Genomic DNA, 18,456 nt, shown 5'->3' with positions numbered 1-18,456 from the left:
GGTGAAAAGCCGCTTTGTTCATAACAGAACGTAGCGTTTTTCATTTACTAAAATCATTCAATTCCCTAAATCTTTTATATAGTTGGTTTGATGCACCCTTACCTATAATTCGTTTAGTTAAGCAAGGGAAATAGTTATCTGTATACCCAGCGAAACCTTGTTATAATGAAAGATAGATGGATTTGCAAACCAAGGAGTTGGAATGATCGATGAATAAAAGGGACATCGCGGATATTCGCAAGCACTTTAAAGCGGGAACTGATTTGTTAAAAATTAACACGATTTACAACGTATATATCCAAGCGGAGAGTAGTGAAATTTTCCATGAAGTAAGCCAGCCTTTCGCTTTGCTCGATGAGGAGCAACAGGATTTGTTCTTTACGAACTTTAAGAAAGTGCTTGGTGGCAAGTTAGGTGTGAAACTGTTTGAAGTGAAATTCGTGAGACAATCGGATAATGAAGACGACAACGAAGAGCATGCACAAAAGATTTTGTATGATGGGCTTCAGACCGATGATATCGGCAATTGGCGGGAAAATATGCAACGTATGGCGCTGAAGATGGTGCAGGACTTCCATTACGAGAAGGATCTTGTGATTACGTTCATCCGCGGCAATTATTACAAGCCGACGAAGCGCAGCAAAGATGAGACGGACAGCGACATCCGTGACGAAGTGTATTCAACCCCGTTCATCCTCTGCAGCATGAACCAGACAGATTTACCGAAACGATCGCTCGTATTCGACTTCAATGAAAAAGAATTCAAATCGAGCATCACGCTAGATCCTATCGTCAACACCACGTCCCCGGTAGGTGGTTTCCTGTTCCCGTGTTTCACGGATAATGCAGCGGATGTGAATCACATTTTGTATGCGGCGGGCAAGACAAACAAGCCTGATCATCGGTTCATTGAAGATGTGTTGAATGGAGAAGAAATCATGACGGCCGAAGACAATAAGACGGTGTTCGAAGAAATTGTGAAGGAAGTAATGGGGGAAGAAATCGATTCCCGCACATTGGCAGGCGTCTACGATGAAATCCATAACATGTTGATGGTTGAAGAAGATAATAAAGAGGATGGGGACGCAATCCCTTTATTGGATACGAAAGAAGTTGAACGTGTGCTCAAAGCGGGCGGCGTTAAAGAAGTTAGCACGGAAAAGGTGGAGCGGGCATTCCAAAAAATACTGGAAGACAAGACGTATGAGATGAATGCAAATGATGTCGTTCCGAGTTTCACGTCTAAATCTATTAAAATTAGCACGAAAGTGGCGGATATCTCCATCAATCCGGCCGACTTGCGATACGTCCGGCAAGTAACGGTTGACGGAAGACTGTGTTTGCTCATTGAAGTGGAAGAAGATGCAATGGTTGAAGGTTTTAAGTTGATTTCAGAGGAATTATTAAAGTGAAATAAAAGGTGCCGGCATGACGATAACAAGTTGTGCCGGCTTTTTCATTTGAATTGGAGACCCCTATACAGGACGTGCAAACTCCTCAAATTCCACATTGACATACTGTTGGGAGACCGTGTCATAGGTCACCTTAACTCTAACACCGAACTCCTTGCTATTTTCTTTCAGCCAAAGTTGAAAAGTCGCAATCATTTTATCGTCTTGGGGAACCGTACCCATATAAAGGTAATCGATGATTTTTGCATTGGGGTATTTTTTTGTTGTTTCTTTCAAGGCAAGTCTGGACCATTTTGCATAAGCAGGTATTTCCTTATCCATTGCAACTGTGCTCGGGGTAATGGTCGTTAAAGGATTAGCAAACAGCAGACCGATGGCTACAAACAATTTCATCAATGAACACAACTCCTTTAAAATAGGTTGGATCATTTCGTGGAAATCATGCCACGATACCTGTAAAATACTTGCGAAGTCTGTATAATGAAGGAATAGATAAAATTATATTGATTTTAATAAAAAACAGTACGAGTATGACCGTCATAATCGTATGGAATTGTATCTAAAAAGATAAAATCTTTACCTATAAATAATTGTAATATAATATGTTATAATCGAAAGAGCAAAGAGGTGCGATTCGTTCGCGACTTAGCTCCTTTCTACAAATTCTAAGGTGTAAGGATGGGTATAATGAGTAACGGAGAAACTAAAACAGATGTCATCTTGATTGGTGCCGGAATCATGAGTGCCACGTTAGGGACACTTCTAAAAGAATTAGCGCCTGAATGGAATATAAAAGTATTTGAAAAGCTTGATAATGCAGGAGAAGAAAGTTCAAATGAGTGGAATAACGCAGGAACTGGCCATGCGGCATTATGTGAACTCAACTATACTACTGAAAAGCCAGACGGTTCAATCGATATAAGTAAGGCAATCAAAATCAATGAACAGTTCCAGCTGTCTATGCAATTCTGGTCTTATCTTACGAAGAAAAATCTGATTAGCAATCCGAGCGATTTCATTAAAGCATTGCCACATATGAGTATGGTGCTAGGTCAGGACAATGTAAACTTTCTGAAAAAACGTTTCGAAGCGTTGACTTCTAATCCTTTGTTCCAAGGAATGGAGTTCTCGGAAGATTCAGAGAAACTAATGGAATGGATTCCGTTAATTCTGAAAGACCGTACGTCGAAAGAACCGATTGCAGCAACGAAAATTGATACAGGAACAGACGTCAACTTCGGCGCACTGACACGTATCCTATTCGACCACTTGAAGACACAAAACGTAGATATCCATTACAAACATAGTGTTGAAAACCTGAAGCGTGCAGCTGACGGTGGATGGAACTTGAAAGTGAAAAACGCGCAAGGTGGAACGGAACACCATCAGGCGAAATTCGTATTCATCGGAGGCGGAGGCGGTAGCCTTCATCTATTGCAGAAGACGGGTATTCCTGAGAGCAAGCATATTGGCGGATTCCCGGTCAGCGGGATTTTCATGGTATGCAATAATCCGAAAGTTATCGAACAGCATCATGCGAAAGTATACGGAAAAGCGAAAGTTGGAGCTCCTCCGATGTCCGTTCCGCATCTTGATACACGTTTCATCGACAATAAAAAGTCATTGCTGTTCGGACCGTTTGCAGGCTTCTCTCCGAAGTTCCTAAAAACAGGATCGAATATGGACCTGATCACATCCGTTAAGCCGAATAACGTTTTTACGATGCTGGCGGCAGGCGCGAAAGAAATGTCATTGACGAAGTATCTGATCGAGCAATTAATGTTGTCAAAAGAGAAGCGCATGGAAGAATTACGTGAATTCATCCCGACGGCAAAGATCGAAGACTGGGATCTTGTCGTAGCAGGACAACGTGTACAAGTCATCAAAGATACAGACAAAGGCAAAGGAACACTTCAATTTGGTACGGAAGTCGTCAGTTCGTCTGACGGTTCAGTCGCTGCATTGCTTGGAGCTTCTCCAGGTGCATCCACCGCCGTCCACGTCATGCTTGAAGTGTTCAAGAAATGCTTCCCAGAGAAACTGAAGGAATGGGAACCGAAACTGAAAGAAATCATCCCGTCTTATGGACAATCTCTCGTAGACAACACGGAGCTTCTGGATGAAGTTCACCGTTTCACAGCAGAAGCACTTGATTTGAATGAAGTGCCGGTACATGAGGATGTAGAAACAGACCCAGAAGTCGTTATCGAAGGCGATATTGAAACAATCGAATAAAACGTTAAAGCCCACAAAGCCGAAAGACAGTTACATACTGTTTTTCGGCTTTTTCAATGAAATTACATATTCAAATGAACCTTTTGCATAGTTGCAGACTCTTATAGGGGAGAGGTGAGGGCATGAAGTTTGTGCGTCTAGTGAAAAAGGCGAAAAAAGGGAACAAAGAAGCACTGCTGCAATTGATACAAGAGCAGCAAGACGACTATTATCGGCTAGCTCTCACATATATGGGCAATTCGCATGACGCGATGGACGCCATGGAAGAGATGATTGTCAGTCTGTACCAATCAATCCACCAGCTGAAGAAGGAAGAGGCTTTTTACAGTTGGAGCAAAACGATACTCGTCAACAGATGTAAACAGATGTTACGGAAACAGAGCAAAGTGGTCTTTATGGGAGATTCAGAGGAGCAAATTGAAACTGTGCCTAACTTGGATTCCATCGTGCAAAGCGAGCAACGGATGGATTTGCAGCGCATGTTGTCAAAAGTGAATACAGATCAAAGAGAGGCGATTGAGCTGAAATATATCCACGATCTTGATTATGGAACGATAGCGGATATGACACAAGTATCGGTAGGAACGGTGAAATCGAGAGTGTTTAACGGACTAAAAAAGATGCGGGAGACGTTTGGAGGTGACAACATTGACTGAACTAGAGAAGCGATTTACAGAAGAAAAGGAACGGTTGGGTGAAGTAAAGGCACCTGACGAGCTAGAAGACCGCTTACGAAAGGCGCTCGAAAAGGTGCCAGAACGGAAGAGGAAAGTTGCACCAAAATGGGTTGCGGCAGTTGTAGCTTTATTATTTTTATCCATCGTCGGCTACAATTACAACGCATTCGCCTATTATGGGAAAAAGTTATTGGGATTCGAGGACATTATGACAGGAACACTATCCGATTTGAATGAAGCGGGAATGGGTCAATCGATTGATGCGACGGTGATGCTCCATGACGGATCACAGCTACAACTTGAAGGGATGTATAGTGATAAGAGCCAGTTTGTCCTTTATTACACGTTCACAAATCCTGGTGGTGTGGATTTAGACCCACCTTATTCGTTCCGATCTATTACTGGTGTGTTAACGAATTCTTTTGCAGTTAGTGGGACTTGGTCGCTCAACGATGAGGAGACCAAGCTAACAGGAATGCAGACATTTGATGCTGTCAGTCCGTTCGCCAAGAACTTGACGCTTCATCTTTTTGAGGAAGTGGAGGAAGGGCAAGCGATGAAGGAACACGAAGTATCATTCCCTTTTAATCCAAATGAGGCGATGCAGACGGAGTGGAAGCAATCGATCAAGAAGACTGTTCAGGTGGATCAGGGGATGATTCGGTTTGACGCGATTACAGCAACTCCGAGCCGGACGACAATTACAGGAAAACTAAAGGTGGATAATTACGACCGGTATACAGGCGCATTTGATGGTGTGGAGCTCTTAGCAGACGGGAAGCCGATTGATAATCAAGGAGCAGGCGTATCTTCGTCATGGAATGGGAGTACGTTTGACTTGAGCTTTGATGCGCTACCAGAAGGAGTGAAGGATCTGAAACTCGTTGTATCGACGTTTGTCGGCTATATGGATGTCGATGCAACTGTTCCACTTGTCGATTTGAATGAAGATCCAGTATTGATTCACGAGAAAGAATTGTTCGTACGGCAAGTGGAGAAGACGGAGAAGGGAATCCAAGTGACGATTGCGACGGCAGATGACGTCATGCTTGAAGGGGTTTCAATACAAGCGGGTGAACGTTCCGTGCCGCTAAAGACATTGTTGCGACAGGATCATGTAGATGATTATAAGGAACGGATTCTATTATTTGAAAGTGATGAAATGCCAGATGCTCTTCATATTAAAGGGATGCATTATAAGAAGAGTTATGGGGATAGTATAAAAATTAACGTGAAATGAAACAACCAGGCAGCCGTAGAAACGGTTTGCCTGGTTGTTTTATTGTCTAAGCCAAATTATAGTTGGATCCTCTGCAAACGTTGCGATATTGTAGATGAAAAGAACATCTTCAATGTTGTGCTGCTTTATATAGTGGTCGAGTTTCTCATGCGTATAATTCGTTCGGTCGGTCGTAGTTCATTTGAAGAATGGTGTCTTTTTCAAAAGTACACAAACAGGTATCGCTACTAACAAGCCGATGACCGTTTGAACGATGTCGCCCGGAATGGACGCGAGTGGAATGATCCAGCTCTTGAACAGGATAGCTTCCCCGATGTAATACCCGGCAATCATGAACGGTGTTGACACGATGGTTGCCAATAAGTTGAAACCGAAGCTGTTTCCGTTACGGCCGTTTGACCAAGCAATTTTCCCGACAAGATACCCTTGAATACCACGCGAGAAAAACGTGATGGGCGCCCATAATGCCCAACCGGAAACGAGGTCGAACAGACCCATTCCGACTGCTCCCGCAATCATCCCTTTTTTAGGACCAAACAGAATGGAGACGATGAAAAGCATCGCCGTTCCTAGATGAATCAGTCCTCCGTTAGCGGTTATCGGTAGCTTAATATTCAAAAGAAGTGTTGCAACGAATACGAGTGCGATCAGCATGGAAGTTAAAATTAGGTCAAATGTGCGCGAATTTGTATGTGTCGCCGCTTTTTGCATAAGTCAATGCCCCCTAGTTGTTTCATTCAATAATTTAACAATAGCAAACGACTGATACTAGTGAAAGAGTCAAATCGGAACAAAGTATAGGGGTCAGATTCGTTTGATTATCGGCAACTGTTACCTCGTTGAGTATGGGAAGTATACATTGGATTGAAAAATTGTCTGCTAGATAGAAAATGGGACTATCCGTAAAGTCATTCAGTACGACTTTTAGGATAGCCCTTTTGTTAACCATTATTTATTTAGCGGTATTTGGATAGCTTCTAACTTTTGAGGTTCTGTCGCCAACTCCAGAATAAAGTCTTTACCAACTTGTTCTCCCTGCTTGTATATATTTACCGTAGGCACAATGGATATCGATGTTGCATCCGCATGGAAGAGCGTCGTAGTGAGTCTTGCATTGCTTGTAGCGTTTTTGAAATCCGGACTATGACCAATGTCTTTGTAATGGATTGTCTTGTATTCATTCCCTAGATTATCAAACACTGCATAGTCAAATGTGATTCCACGCCATTCATCTTCCTCTAAGGTAACTGTGGGAATATCCACTATCTCAGACAAGTAAATGGATGTGGATATAGGCGTTGCTGTCATTTTAAACACATTAATATCAATACCCTCAACGGCTGTCGACATACTTAATTCATCAAGTTCAGTTGTCTTACCTTCAAGAGCTTGTAAGGTCATTTGGAATGACCAATCTCCGTGAGTAGCGTTGTTTGTATTTCCCAAGTTGATGATGCTGTCGCCATCCCAACTCAAATGAATTTCATCGGGCTTCGGTCCCTCAATAAGCTGATAGACAAATAAGCCTGCATATTCAGTGTCGCTAATCTTTTTTGTTAAATAATTTGGGAAGTAGCCAAAATGCTCGTAGCTATCACCAAATTCTTCAGCGCTCAGCTTGCCTTCCAAAATTGGTCGCTCGCCTAAATCTTGATCGCTTGTCATTGTATAAGCAATCGTAATATTCTCACCATCGTACACAGCATCTGTCACAGTTACTTGAATGCCATTACTTTCTTTCGTTACACCTACATCAGATGCGTAGTCAGCAAATTCATCAAACACATATCTGTCCTCGTCAATGAATGATTCAAACAAATTCCCAACGATAGGTAGTTTGGCTGCTAACGTCGGGAAAGCTACTCCAAATGTGATGCACGATGCAGCTACAACGGCAACAGCTGCTGAAGCGATTTTAGGCATGTGATTCTTCTTTTTGCTTCGTAACACATTTTGTTTAATGCGAGCTTTTTCCAACTCGTTGACATCGATCGGTTGTAGATCCGTGTCCATTTTCAATTTATCAAATTGCTTGTATAGGTTTTTCATGTGTACGCTCCTTCTACACGAAATTTTTGCAACCGCTTTTTCCCCCGATATAACCGGTTGTCGACGGCGGCTTTCGTCAATCCAAGTTTTGAGGCGATCTCTTGGTTTTGCATATTGAGGAAATACTTCATTGTGAAAATGTCGCGGTCCACTTCATCCAACTTAGCCATCAGAACAAGCAACTCATTCGTAGTCGATTGAATCATAAATTCTTCCTCGGCTGACTGGACCGTTAGTATATCCGCTTCGATTTCCGTTGCAATAGGTTGTTTCATGAGTTTACGCTGGGCATCGATTGCTTTGAACTTTGCAATCGTGCAGATCCATTTTCTGAAATCCTCTTGCTCCCCTGAAAAATATTTTGCATTTTCATAGGCACCTAGGAAAGTATCGCTCATGCATTCATCTACTACATGTGCATCATTATAGGATTGTAGCGAATTATAGATAATTGCTTTTACAATCCCAGCATACTCATCGATTACATATTCGAGCGCGCATTCTTTCCCTTTTTTAAATTGTTTTATAAAGTTGTCAGATGTAATTTTCATACCGATAACTCCTTCTTGTCTCGTAAAGGCCTCTACACTTAATACATCGTACCAAACCGAAGATATTCTCACATTTTTTGATGGTGCTACTAAATTTGTTGCATGATGACAATTTTTGGTGGAAATAAATCTCTGATTTCCGCGAGTCGGTGGTAAACGGGGTCAAGGCGGTGATAAAGTGCTGAAAGTCGGTGATAAACGATCGAGAGTCGGTGATAACATGCGACAGGGCGGTGATAAGGCCCATAGAGTCGGTGATAACGCTAGTAGTAGATGAATTTACCACCTAGTAAATGGGTAAGTGGTGATAGATTCGTGTGGAGCGGTGATAGCGAGTGGCGAGTCGGTGATAACATGCGACAAGGCGGTGATAAGGCCCATAGAGTCGGTGATAACGCTAGTAGTAGATGAATTTACCACCTAGTAAATGGGTAAGTGGTGATAGATTCGTGTGGAGCGGTGATAGCGAGCAGATAAGCGGTGATAAAGCCCATAGAGTCGGTGATATCAGGTCAAGAGTCGGTGATAACATGCGACAAAGCGGTGATAAGGCCCATAGAGTCGGTGGTAACGCAAGTAGTAGATGAATTTACCACCTAGTAAATGGGTAAGTGGTGATAGATTCGTGTGGAGCGGTGATAGCGAGCAGATAAGCGGTGATAGAATGCGCATAAGCGGTGATAGACTTCATATAAGCGGTGATAACATGCGACAGGGCGGTGATAAGGCCCATAGAGTCGGTGATAACGCTAGTAGTAGAAGAATTTATCACCTAGAAAATGGGTAAGTGGTGATAGATTCATGTTGAGCGGTGATAGCGAGTGGCGAGTCGGTGATAACGCTAGTAGTAGATGAATTTACCACCTAGTAAATGGGTAAGCAGTGATAGACTTCAACCAAGCGGTGATAGCCATTCCCCTTTTGCTGACAATTAAGAGAATAGTGCTAAAATGATAGAAGCACAGCAAAAGGGGGAAGTATGATGCAAAGAGAAACAATAGCTAAACCAAAACTTATGATTATGGGGTCATTCCATATGGGGCCGACTGGGGATTTGGTCCAAACCGAAGCGGATGATATGCTCGCTCCGCATAGGCAGCATGAAATTATTGACGTAGTAAATCATCTGAAGGCATTTCAGCCGACAAAAATAGCGGTGGAAGCGGAAAAGACATCGAGCGACATCGTCAATGATCAATATAGAAAGTACCTGGTTGGAGACTATCAATTAATCGCCAATGAAATTGACCAAATTGGCTACAGACTTGCGCGCGATATGAATCATGAGGAAATCCATGCTGTTGATTGGATGGAAAAAGGTGCAGCCAAAAGGGATATCGGGGAAGTGACTGAATGGGCGAAAGCGAACCAGCCCGCGTTATACGAAGAGCTTTTCGGCTGGTATGATGAAGTGGATCTATCGACAAAAGGCAGGACGGTTTTAGAAATCATCCTTTACTACAATCAAACCGAAATGGTTGAAAAAATGCACAGGGTTTACGTCAACACGGCCCGTATCAAAGAGGGTAATGACTATGTAGGAATGGACTGGCTTCTTTGGTGGTATCAGCGTAATCTTATCCTTTTTGCGAATCTGTCCGACTTGGCAAAATTCGAAGAAGATCGTATTCTGTTCATCGTCGGCGCTTCACATGTAGAAATCGTCGCAAACTTTGCGAGGGAAAGTGGATTGTTTGAGCTAGTTGATGTGCGGGAGTATTTGCAATAAACTCCAACCGTAATAGACAGTCCCGTTCCGAGGAACTGTCTATTATTCATTCACCCCAATCGGAGGCTCCATCGATACATCTTCACCATAATGCTTTCTCACATAGCGCTTCGTGATAGAGCCTATCAGGAAATAACCGCCGGTAATTAAACCTCCGAAAATCCACCCGCTGATTTGCATATACACTAACATCTGTCCATATCCGTCTACACCATATTTGTTAAGAAGCCAGGCTTTCAGCGAGCTTTGGAAAATTCCACGGATGCAGATAAGTATCGTCAATAGCTGATACCAAACAAAAATCCCTTTCGATGAAAAGAGCATTGTGCTATTTTTGCGCGGATAACCCTGTAAGTACATAAAATCTACCGCAAAAAACAAGGCAAAAGGTTTCCTGAATAAAACCGACAAGCCATATATCACCGCGTACCCGTAACCAAGATAGACTTGATTCCACAATAATCTTTCTGCATCCCCCGACAGCACATTGACGGTTGTACTTAGGAAGAGTGAGAAGATGATGAACAAGCCAGAAATGTTAAATTGCCGTTCACGGTAAAAACGGTAAATCGTATAGACCAATCCTGGAATAGTCGATAACAGCATTGCATAATAATCGCCGAATGGTTCTCGACCATAATTCCATAATAGAAAAGGTAGTGCCATATAGAAAATGAGGTCGAACAATATTAATTTCTTCATGGCATGTTGTCCTTGATTTGTGTTTCATAATAATACGTAATCGCTTGTTCAATAAACGCAACCAGCTCTTTCTCAAACTGATAAAAGCCTACAGCTTCCTCGTGTTGACTTGTTTCCCATACTTTATTCGCAAGTTCTGAATTACCTTCATACATGTTGTCCACCCACGTAACCCATCGCTTCGCCAACTGTTGTGCAGTTTCACTTGCAGGATGTATATGCAAGTTTGCACGGACATCCTTTAGAAGGTCGACTGATGTGTCGGCTAATTCGCCACCTCCACCTAAGTGAGGAAGATCGAGTAACGTTTCGACTTCTTCCTCGGAAAAATGATGTCCCCATAAACTTTTCAGTGCATCCTGATTGTCTGGAAGCGTATAAAAGGTAGCGAAGACCGATTCCCAGTCGGTTGCCTGTTCAACTTCCGCTAGTACTATTAAGGATGTGATGGAGCTTTCCATTTTCTTCAACTGTTTCATTTCTGTTTGAATCATTTTCAGCCGTATTGTGAGGACATCTCGAACGTTTACCTGTTTGCCCGATAGAGCTGTTTGGATGGACTCAAGTGGCAATCCTATATCCCGTAATGTCAGGATGTAGTGAAGCTTGGAAACATCCTTGTCTGTGTAAAATCGATGGCCATGCGCATTCTTCTCGGCAGGCAATAAACCGATTTCATCATAATAGCGTAAAGTTCTGACAGTCACATTGCTCATTAAAGCAACCTTACCGATTGTATACATCTATGTTCAACTCCTAACGTTACATTCATTATAAGACCTTACGTAACGTTAGGGGCAAGAATCATTTGAATAAACTAATAAAAGCATCCAAGTTCATAATTCCGCGCCTTTTAGACAAGCTAAGGGAAAAGGAAAAGGTGAGCTTATGAAAAGACGATTGGAAGGTCGATGGCCGTATGAATAAACCGTTCGTGCCGCAGTTAGTTTATTTTGAACCGAATGCGCTTGATTATCCGTTAGGGAAGGAACTGAAGGAGAAGTTCGAGAAGATGGGCATTGAAACACGGTTTACGACGTCGCATAACCAGATTCGAGATTTGCCGGGTGAAACGGATGCGCAGAAGTACAGGATTGCCAAGTCGACGCTTGTTGTAGGCATACGAAAAACATTGAAATTCGAAACGTCAAAACCTTCCGCAGAGTATGCAATTCCGCTTGCAACGGGCTGCATGGGGCATTGCCATTACTGTTATTTGCAGACGACGATGGGAACGAAGCCATATATTCGGACGTATGTGAATGTGGAAGAGATTTTGGAGGCAGCGGATCGCTATATCGAGGAACGTGCACCTGAAATCACCCGTTTTGAAGCAGCATGTACGTCGGATATTGTCGGTATTGACCATCTAACCCATTCCTTGAAAAGAGCAATCGAACATATCGGACAGACGGAACTTGGCAGATTACGATTTGTGACGAAGTTCCATTTTGTCGACCATCTGCTGGACGCGAAGCACAATGGCAATACGCGTTTTAGGTTCAGTGTGAATGCCGATTATGTCATCAAGAATTTTGAGCCGGGAACCTCTCCTCTTGATAAACGCATTGAGGCGGCGGGAAAAGTGGCGAGAGCGGGCTATCCGCTAGGTTTCATAGTCGCACCGATTTACCTTCATGACGGGTGGGAACAAGGTTATTATCATTTATTTGAACGGCTGAATGAGGAATTACCAGCAGATACGCGTGATGACATAACGTTTGAATTCATTCAACACCGCTTTACGAAACCTGCGAAACGAGTCATTGAAAAGAATTATCCGAAGACGAAGCTTGAGTTGGATGAAGAAAAGAGGCGTTATAAGTGGGGCAAGTATGGCATTGGTAAATATATCTACCAGAAAGATGAAGAGGATATGATCAAAGAGCTTCTGTATGGATATGCAAACAAGTACTTTCCAAATGCAAAAATTGAATACTTTACGTAGTCGGGTTGTGTCTGCGGAGAGAAAAAACGGTCATGTCCATTCAATTGGACGTGACCGTTTGCATGACAACTTGTTGAAACTCATGCCAATGATGAATTTCATACGTTGGCTTGGCTGAACTTTCATTCTTTTTCCGCTCAGGGTTATACCAGCATGTATCAATACCAAAGTTGTTGCCACCTTGGATATCAGAAGTAAGCGAGTCGCCGATCATTAAGACGCGGGATTTGTCCGTAAGCTGCATAGCCTGGAAAACATGCTCGAAGATTTCAGGCCGTGGCTTGTTGTAGCCGATCTCTTCCGAAGTGAAAATCGCTTCGAAATAATTTTTAAGTCCTGAATGGGCCATGCGGGCGTGCTGAACATCCTTGAAACCGTTTGTAAGAAGTGCAATTCTAGCTTCTGAAAGGTTCTCAATCACTTCCGAAACCCCTTCAATGAGATGAATTTCTTTTCCAAGGTTATCAAGATACGTTTGTCCGAATACTTCTGCATCTATTTCCAAGCCATGCTCTAAAAACAATCGTCTGAACCGTTCTGTTTTAAGATCGGCGAGCGTTGTTCTGCCTTGTTCTAAGTCTTCCCAAAGCACCGTGCTGATTGCTCTATACGTCTTTCTGTAATCTGCCAACCCGTCTGGAAAGCCGTTTGTTGTGAATACATTTGTAAATGCATTCTTTTCCGTTTCCCCAAAATCCATTAATGTATCGTCTAAATCAAATAATAAAACATCGTATTTCAATGCGTGCATCTCCTGACTAGTCTATAACTCTGTTCACTTTATATTTTCAATGGCATGACGAATAGTGGCAAAGGTCGTCAATTGATCACCCGATTCCCCGCCCATTGCCAATGATTGTGCAATCTTCGGTGAAATGCCTGTGACATAAAGCTGCGTCCCCATTAGTTTAAGGACATTCTGCACAATGTGCAAGCCGCCTAATGAGGAAGACTCCTCCCAGACGAGCCCCGAAATGTCGATGACAATATTGTCTACGGGTTCCCGCTCGACAAACTCACTTAATTTTTTACAAAGGGACTCTACGCGTTCATGACTCATTCGCCCAATCAGCGAAATAGCAGCAAGATTTTGCTGAATCATCAAAATGGGCACGGTAAGTTGTTCGATTTCCTGCTCTTTTTCATAGATTTTTTTCTGTTGTATTTGCACTAAGGATACATCTGTTTGTGTGCCGATGAAAAACAATTTACCTTGTATTTCAAGCGGTTTAATGGAGAGACGGTTCCAAAAAGGAGTTCCATCTTTCTTATAGTTAAGTAACGTCATCATAACCGGACGCTTGTCAGTAATAGCGTTCCGAATTATCTCGATAGAAGCAGTATCTGTCGATTCCCCTTGGAGGAATCTGCAGTTTCGTCCGACTGTTTCATCCATTGAATATCCCGTAAGTTTCTCGAATGTTTGATTAGCAAAGATAATGGGGTTATCGGATTGAGATGGATCTGTCACTAGTGCCGCAACTTGGCTACCATCCAACATCGCTGTCAATAATTCCACTTGTATCGAATCGGGTAGTTTGTTCATGCAATACACATCCTGTCCTCTAACATTTACGTTACACGTATCGTAGCATAAACACGACTGGACTGTCAGTCACTGGAAGATTCTCCGCCTGTTTTCAATTGGGAAAAAATGTTTTATAATCAACGGAGGGGGAAATTAATAACAATAGAAAAACGAGTAGAAAAGGGGATGGCTCTTTATGAATAAATGTAAGTTGCTCGTCACAGTTGCAGCGGCTTTGCTACTGGCGGCATGTTCTGACACGAAAGACGAATTAGAAAAAACGGATAGTAAAATTAACACATCTACAGAAGAACCGCAAAGTGAAAATCCTTCAGATGATGTTGAAATCGATGAGAATAGCCAAGGCGAATCATCGCCTGTTGCCCAAGAGCAGAAACAGATGGCACTTGATACGTTAAATGGTTTAGCTGACAGTGCTGTGAACGGTGAAGTATATAGGCTGGCAAATGGTATTCGTGTCGGTCATTCAACGAGGAAAGAAATTACAAAGAAAATTGGAGAACCCGAAGAGCAAGATGAGTTTGATCACTACCATGGTTCTATGGGCAACGCGTCGTATGACTTGGCTTATGATGAAAAAGGGATATTGAAAGAGGCACGTTATTTCGGTACGAATGTGGAAAGACAAACCAATCTGGGTGGCATTACAGAGGAGGACTTGACAGAACAATTGGGTCAGCCTGACGAATTGCGTCTCATTCCTGAGACAGAGGAACAGAATTACAGTTACCGGTTCGGAGATTTTGAATTGCAGATCATCATGGGAACGGATGGAAAGGCAGATCATGTAAACTTGAAAAAACATTCATAAACCACAAGCGCCGAAAATGGTTTTCACACTTCTTTTATGAATAATGAATACCGGAAATCTTTATGTATTAAACTTCGCTTTTAGCAAAAGATAAGAAGGAATCGATGCAATTACCGACATGTGTAAATGATGCATTACGGCCACCGGGCAATGGGACGGCAAAGTGGACGTGAAACCGTTTGACTGAGGTAATGAAGGGTTCAAGTATTTACCAATTGAAGGAGGAGTTCATACATGAGTATGATTTCACGGATTGCACTCGCTCTTGTGATTATCGGAGCGCTGAACTGGGGATTGATCGGCTTTTTTAAATTTGATCTTGTCGCAACATTATTCGGCGGTCAAGGGGCAATCCTATCTAGGATCGTCTATGGGCTTGTCGGGTTAAGCGGCCTTGCCTGTCTCGGGTTATTGTTTAAACCGAGTGAGGAGATGGACGTGGTCACAGATACGCATACACGTTATACTGACGGCGATCTGCGTACCGAGTTTGGCGAAGAACCTGATTTTCGGAAAGAGCGGGAGGCCGCAAAGCGTAAAAGGGATAAGCGGAATGAAGAACCGAAATGATCACTTTGAAAACAGCCACCTAGATTCTAGGCGGCTGTCTTTTCATTCTGAAAATCCTTCAATTGCATCTTGCCACACCGTCACGCCATGGCTCATTGCAGAACCGCCACCTAAAGCTGCGGCGACACCAATTGACTCCATCATTTCTTCTTCACTGCAACCCGCATCGAGGCAACCTTTCGTATGGAAGACGATGCAATATTCATTATGGGCATAGACACTAATCGCAAGTGCAATCAGCTGCTTCTGTTTCTGATCAAGCTTACCGTCCTCGAAACAAGTCTCTGTGAAAGAATGAAAAGCGCTTGCCACTGAAGGCAGTTTCTCCGCAAATGCACCCATTCCTACTTTGTACTCCTGCAAAACCACTTCTGTATACGTATGATCCTCCATATACTATCCCTCCTGTTCGTGAATAGTATTTACTACAAGTAGAAAGGCATGCATATCAGTTTAGGGAAAATACTCAATCGTCCCGATCCGCTTCCCGTTCAATAATTTTTTCTTTAATTTGTTCCATCTCTTCTTCGTATTCTTCATCCACCTCCGTCGTTGAAGGAAGAAACGGTTCCGTATTATGATCGACGCGTTTGCCATAACGGATCATTTCATAAATGATCATTCCGTTATTCGGTTTACCATCGACCATTATCATAGGAATGGCATCCAGCAGTACATAATAAAATCCATAAAAGATAAATCGGTTCCAAAACGTCGCAAAATTTCCAACAAGATCATTTGCAATAAGCGCATTAATGACAACCGCCACAATCAGGTTCGCTGCGATGGGGCCAGCATAGATACAAATATAGGCGAACTTACTTTTACGTTTCAAATCATCATATGAAAACCAGCTGTAGAGATGGTAGTATTTCCGTACATCAATCATGCCAATGGAAAATAGCCGCGGTCCCGACCCGATTGTAATCCTCGGTCGGACGACACCGAAAAGCCAACTCACAATTAAATAACCAGTCTCTCGTATAAAGATAACGACAGGTAATATGATAAATCCGGAGATAATTAAAGATCCCAAGTCGGCTAAACCAAACACATTCATTCACCATCCCGTCAGAATCAAAAAGAAGAAAATATCGTATTTAGAATACCCTCTTTGGAAGTTGTTCAATCTGAATTAATCCTATTGAAGAACAGGAAATGGCATTCTAAAACTTATAAGTAATTTAATCGTTAAAATTCTTTTTCACTAGAGTAAAATGAAACCAGTCGCTCTGTAGTTTTGTCTAACAAGTAAGTGAAAGGAGGCATGGTGTTGAAAAAACAATTTCGTGATGAACGATTATGTGAAGCAATGGATACGTATGGCGACTATCTACTACGACTTGTATACGCAATTGTCAAAGATGAAAAAAAGGCGGAGGACGTTGTTCAAGAAGTGTTTATTCGCTACTACATAAATATGGAGAAGTTTGAAGGTCGCTCATCGTTGAAGACTTATTTGTATCGGATAGCGGTCAATGAATGCCATAACTACTTTCAAAGCTGGGCTTATCGGAAAATCGAGTTTTCGAACTTGCTGGGTCATTTACTTGTGAATAGAAAATCGCCTGAAGAGAAATTGATTCAAAGGGAATCAGAAACTAAGTTGGCAGAACTAGTTGAAACACTCCCTCTAAAATATCGTGAAGTAATTTGGTTATATTATTTTGCGGAGCTCTCGGTCGTTGAAATAGGAGAGGTGTTGGAGTGTTCACCGAATACAATCAAGACACGCCTAGTACGTGGAAGAAAACTGGCCAAGATTGCGATTGAGGAGGGAAAAGACTTTGCGTAGAGAATTAAAACAAGATTTGGATGCATCTGTTCCAGTGAATATCATGCTAGACGAAGAAAAGAAAAATGCCATATTACAAGAAGCGCATAAAAGGATCGAAACTAAGCAACCATCCCCCAAACCTATTGTTAAACCTATTATTACTTCTGTTGCAGTTATCGGATTGGCAGGGTTTATGGCTTTTCCATATGTGCAACAGGAACTTCAGCAACATGCTAGTCAGGAAGTGAATATTTCCAATGCCATTCAACAGGTGACGATTAGGGACGGAAATTATCCGGATTTAATAAATGCAGTTTTCGTGGACAATACAAACGAATTGATTTACACAGATGGTAAAGGAATTTACACGTTTTCAGTTGGTTCTAACACAACACAAACACTAGTAAATTCAAAGGGTGAATCGCAGATACCGGGTGTTTCTGTAGCTGCAAATGAAGATTGGATTGTTTGGGACTATGCTGGGAAGTCAACCCATATATTAAATCGGTTGAATGGAGAAATTAAAGAAATCAATACTTTTGGTTTTCTGCAAATTGTAGGAAATCGGTTAATCTACATGGCATCTCATGATGGAACTATGAGATATGAACAGTTTGATTTGCATACATTTAAGAAAACACTGATTCACGGGAGTTCCGGTGAAGGTTCAAACAGTTATCCGGGCATTAATGATGGAAAGCTAGCTATTTCCGAAAGGGTGAACAAGAAAGCCGGTGGCGGTGTTTCATTTACAATCTACGATCTAGAAAAGAACTTGCAAATTGGAATCTATACGCTTCCATACGAAAGAGCCGAAAATGTCACGATTACAGATAACAAAGTGTATGCTAGTCTGTCCAATGAAGATAAGTCATCCACAACTCTAGGCTATATCAATTTGGAAGATGGACAATTCTATGAGATTGAAGTCCCTGAGTTCGATGCTTACGCCATCTATGAGAACTATTTGGCGCTTAGCATACCCGTAAAGAATTCCAATACAGTGAAGTTGTTTGCTATTGACAACGATAAAGTTGAGCCATTGCCCTACTTGAACCATATAAAAGAACGCCTTGTGAAGCCGAGGTTTACGGATAAAGGAACGTTAGTTTTGAATGGTGAAGGAGAGGATCGCTCGATGTATTTAGTTGATGTAAATGCGTTCGACAATTGAATTTATTGCTCTTTCAAAAACCCCCTAATAGC

At 42.2% G+C, this 18,456-nt stretch carries 20 protein-coding genes; 10 read left to right on the top strand and 10 right to left on the bottom strand.

All coding sequences use genetic code 11. The features are described from left to right. Nucleotides 1–209 precede the first annotated feature (209 nt). Entirely contained in the window at nt 210–1,412 is a 1,203-nt protein-coding gene (locus QWT69_RS17035; RefSeq protein ID WP_317967734.1) for a DUF4317 domain-containing protein, read from the top strand. A 63-nt stretch (nt 1,413–1,475) separates the two neighbouring features. Here QWT69_RS17035 and QWT69_RS17030 read toward each other — a convergent pair whose 3' ends face one another. Next, the gene (locus tag QWT69_RS17030; RefSeq protein WP_317971158.1) at nt 1,476–1,805 is read right to left on the bottom strand and encodes a DUF3889 domain-containing protein; all 330 of its coding nucleotides are present in this window, start codon (nt 1,803–1,805) and stop codon (nt 1,476–1,478) included. Nucleotides 1,806–2,099: 294 nt separating this feature from the next. On the opposite strand from QWT69_RS17030, the gene QWT69_RS17025 reads away from it, so the two are divergent. The 3 genes from QWT69_RS17025 to QWT69_RS17015 all read left to right on the top strand — a co-directional run bounded on the left by QWT69_RS17025 (nt 2,100) and on the right by QWT69_RS17015 (nt 5,564). After that, entirely contained in the window at nt 2,100–3,647 is a 1,548-nt protein-coding gene (locus QWT69_RS17025) for a malate:quinone oxidoreductase (RefSeq protein WP_317967732.1), read from the top strand. Between the two features lie 122 nt (nt 3,648–3,769). Next, complete coding sequence (locus tag QWT69_RS17020; RefSeq protein WP_317967730.1) at nt 3,770–4,303, top strand: RNA polymerase sigma factor; 534 nt, start codon at nt 3,770–3,772, stop codon at nt 4,301–4,303. Then, nucleotides 4,296–5,564: a DUF4179 domain-containing protein gene (locus tag QWT69_RS17015; RefSeq protein WP_317967728.1), complete on the top strand. Its 1,269-nt coding sequence runs from the start codon at nt 4,296–4,298 to the stop codon at nt 5,562–5,564. The genes QWT69_RS17020 and QWT69_RS17015 overlap by 8 nt, the downstream gene beginning before the upstream one ends. 177 nt (nt 5,565–5,741) lie before the next feature. Here QWT69_RS17015 and QWT69_RS17010 read toward each other — a convergent pair whose 3' ends face one another. From QWT69_RS17010 to QWT69_RS17000, 3 genes are all read right to left on the bottom strand, one after another. Next, complete coding sequence (locus tag QWT69_RS17010; RefSeq protein WP_317967726.1) at nt 5,742–6,275, bottom strand: ECF transporter S component; 534 nt, start codon at nt 6,273–6,275, stop codon at nt 5,742–5,744. Nucleotides 6,276–6,512: 237 nt separating this feature from the next. Beyond that, complete coding sequence (locus tag QWT69_RS17005) at nt 6,513–7,613, bottom strand: DUF4179 domain-containing protein (RefSeq protein ID WP_317967724.1); 1,101 nt, start codon at nt 7,611–7,613, stop codon at nt 6,513–6,515. Next, the gene (locus QWT69_RS17000; protein WP_317967722.1) at nt 7,610–8,164 is read right to left on the bottom strand and encodes a sigma-70 family RNA polymerase sigma factor; all 555 of its coding nucleotides are present in this window, start codon (nt 8,162–8,164) and stop codon (nt 7,610–7,612) included. The genes QWT69_RS17005 and QWT69_RS17000 overlap by 4 nt, the downstream gene beginning before the upstream one ends. Before the next feature lie 979 nt (nt 8,165–9,143). Here QWT69_RS17000 and QWT69_RS16995 point away from each other — a divergent pair. Next, complete coding sequence (locus QWT69_RS16995) at nt 9,144–9,893, top strand: DUF5694 domain-containing protein (RefSeq protein WP_317967720.1); 750 nt, start codon at nt 9,144–9,146, stop codon at nt 9,891–9,893. Between the two features lie 42 nt (nt 9,894–9,935). Here QWT69_RS16995 and QWT69_RS16990 read toward each other — a convergent pair whose 3' ends face one another. Continuing rightward, nucleotides 9,936–10,595 (bottom strand): VC0807 family protein, encoded by a 660-nt coding sequence (locus QWT69_RS16990; RefSeq protein WP_317967718.1) that lies wholly within the window; start codon nt 10,593–10,595, stop codon nt 9,936–9,938. Continuing rightward, nucleotides 10,592–11,338 (bottom strand): MerR family transcriptional regulator, encoded by a 747-nt coding sequence (locus tag QWT69_RS16985; RefSeq protein ID WP_317967716.1) that lies wholly within the window; start codon nt 11,336–11,338, stop codon nt 10,592–10,594. The genes QWT69_RS16990 and QWT69_RS16985 overlap by 4 nt, the downstream gene beginning before the upstream one ends. Before the next feature lie 176 nt (nt 11,339–11,514). On the opposite strand from QWT69_RS16985, the gene splB reads away from it, so the two are divergent. Beyond that, complete coding sequence (splB, locus tag QWT69_RS16980) at nt 11,515–12,543, top strand: spore photoproduct lyase (RefSeq protein ID WP_317967714.1); 1,029 nt, start codon at nt 11,515–11,517, stop codon at nt 12,541–12,543. A 40-nt stretch (nt 12,544–12,583) separates the two neighbouring features. Here the strand turns inward: splB and QWT69_RS16975 are convergent, their stop codons facing one another. Both QWT69_RS16975 and ytvA read right to left on the bottom strand, forming a co-directional pair. Beyond that, the gene (locus QWT69_RS16975) at nt 12,584–13,285 is read right to left on the bottom strand and encodes a YjjG family noncanonical pyrimidine nucleotidase (protein ID WP_317967712.1); all 702 of its coding nucleotides are present in this window, start codon (nt 13,283–13,285) and stop codon (nt 12,584–12,586) included. 33 nt (nt 13,286–13,318) lie between these two features. After that, a complete protein-coding gene (gene ytvA, locus QWT69_RS16970) occupies nt 13,319–14,089 on the bottom strand; it encodes a YtvA family blue-light photoreceptor (RefSeq protein WP_317967710.1) in 771 nt (256 codons plus the stop codon). Between the two features lie 178 nt (nt 14,090–14,267). On the opposite strand from ytvA, the gene QWT69_RS16965 reads away from it, so the two are divergent. Next, nucleotides 14,268–14,903, top strand: coding sequence for a DUF4309 domain-containing protein (locus tag QWT69_RS16965; RefSeq protein ID WP_317967708.1), 636 nt, complete (start codon nt 14,268–14,270; stop codon nt 14,901–14,903). Nucleotides 14,904–15,137: 234 nt separating this feature from the next. After that, nucleotides 15,138–15,473, top strand: coding sequence for a DUF378 domain-containing protein (locus QWT69_RS16960; RefSeq protein WP_317967706.1), 336 nt, complete (start codon nt 15,138–15,140; stop codon nt 15,471–15,473). 42 nt (nt 15,474–15,515) lie between these two features. Here the strand turns inward: QWT69_RS16960 and QWT69_RS16955 are convergent, their stop codons facing one another. Then, nucleotides 15,516–15,866 (bottom strand): carboxymuconolactone decarboxylase family protein, encoded by a 351-nt coding sequence (locus tag QWT69_RS16955; RefSeq protein WP_317967704.1) that lies wholly within the window; start codon nt 15,864–15,866, stop codon nt 15,516–15,518. Between the two features lie 73 nt (nt 15,867–15,939). After that, nucleotides 15,940–16,533, bottom strand: a complete 594-nt coding sequence (locus QWT69_RS16950) for a hypothetical protein (protein ID WP_317967702.1) — start codon at nt 16,531–16,533, stop codon at nt 15,940–15,942. Nucleotides 16,534–16,740: 207 nt separating this feature from the next. Between QWT69_RS16950 and QWT69_RS16945 the strand changes: the two genes are divergently transcribed. Both QWT69_RS16945 and QWT69_RS16940 read left to right on the top strand, forming a co-directional pair. Continuing rightward, nucleotides 16,741–17,268, top strand: a complete 528-nt coding sequence (locus QWT69_RS16945) for a sigma-70 family RNA polymerase sigma factor (protein WP_431312299.1) — start codon at nt 16,741–16,743, stop codon at nt 17,266–17,268. Continuing rightward, nucleotides 17,261–18,424, top strand: coding sequence for a hypothetical protein (locus QWT69_RS16940; RefSeq protein WP_317967698.1), 1,164 nt, complete (start codon nt 17,261–17,263; stop codon nt 18,422–18,424). The genes QWT69_RS16945 and QWT69_RS16940 overlap by 8 nt, the downstream gene beginning before the upstream one ends. Nucleotides 18,425–18,456: the final 32 nt, after the last annotated feature.

The organism is Sporosarcina oncorhynchi (assembly GCF_033304615.1).
Taxonomy (GTDB): domain Bacteria; phylum Bacillota; class Bacilli; order Bacillales_A; family Planococcaceae; genus Sporosarcina; species Sporosarcina oncorhynchi.
The sequence above is the reverse complement of the archived record's forward strand: the minus strand, read 5'-3'. Positions and strand labels throughout refer to the sequence as shown.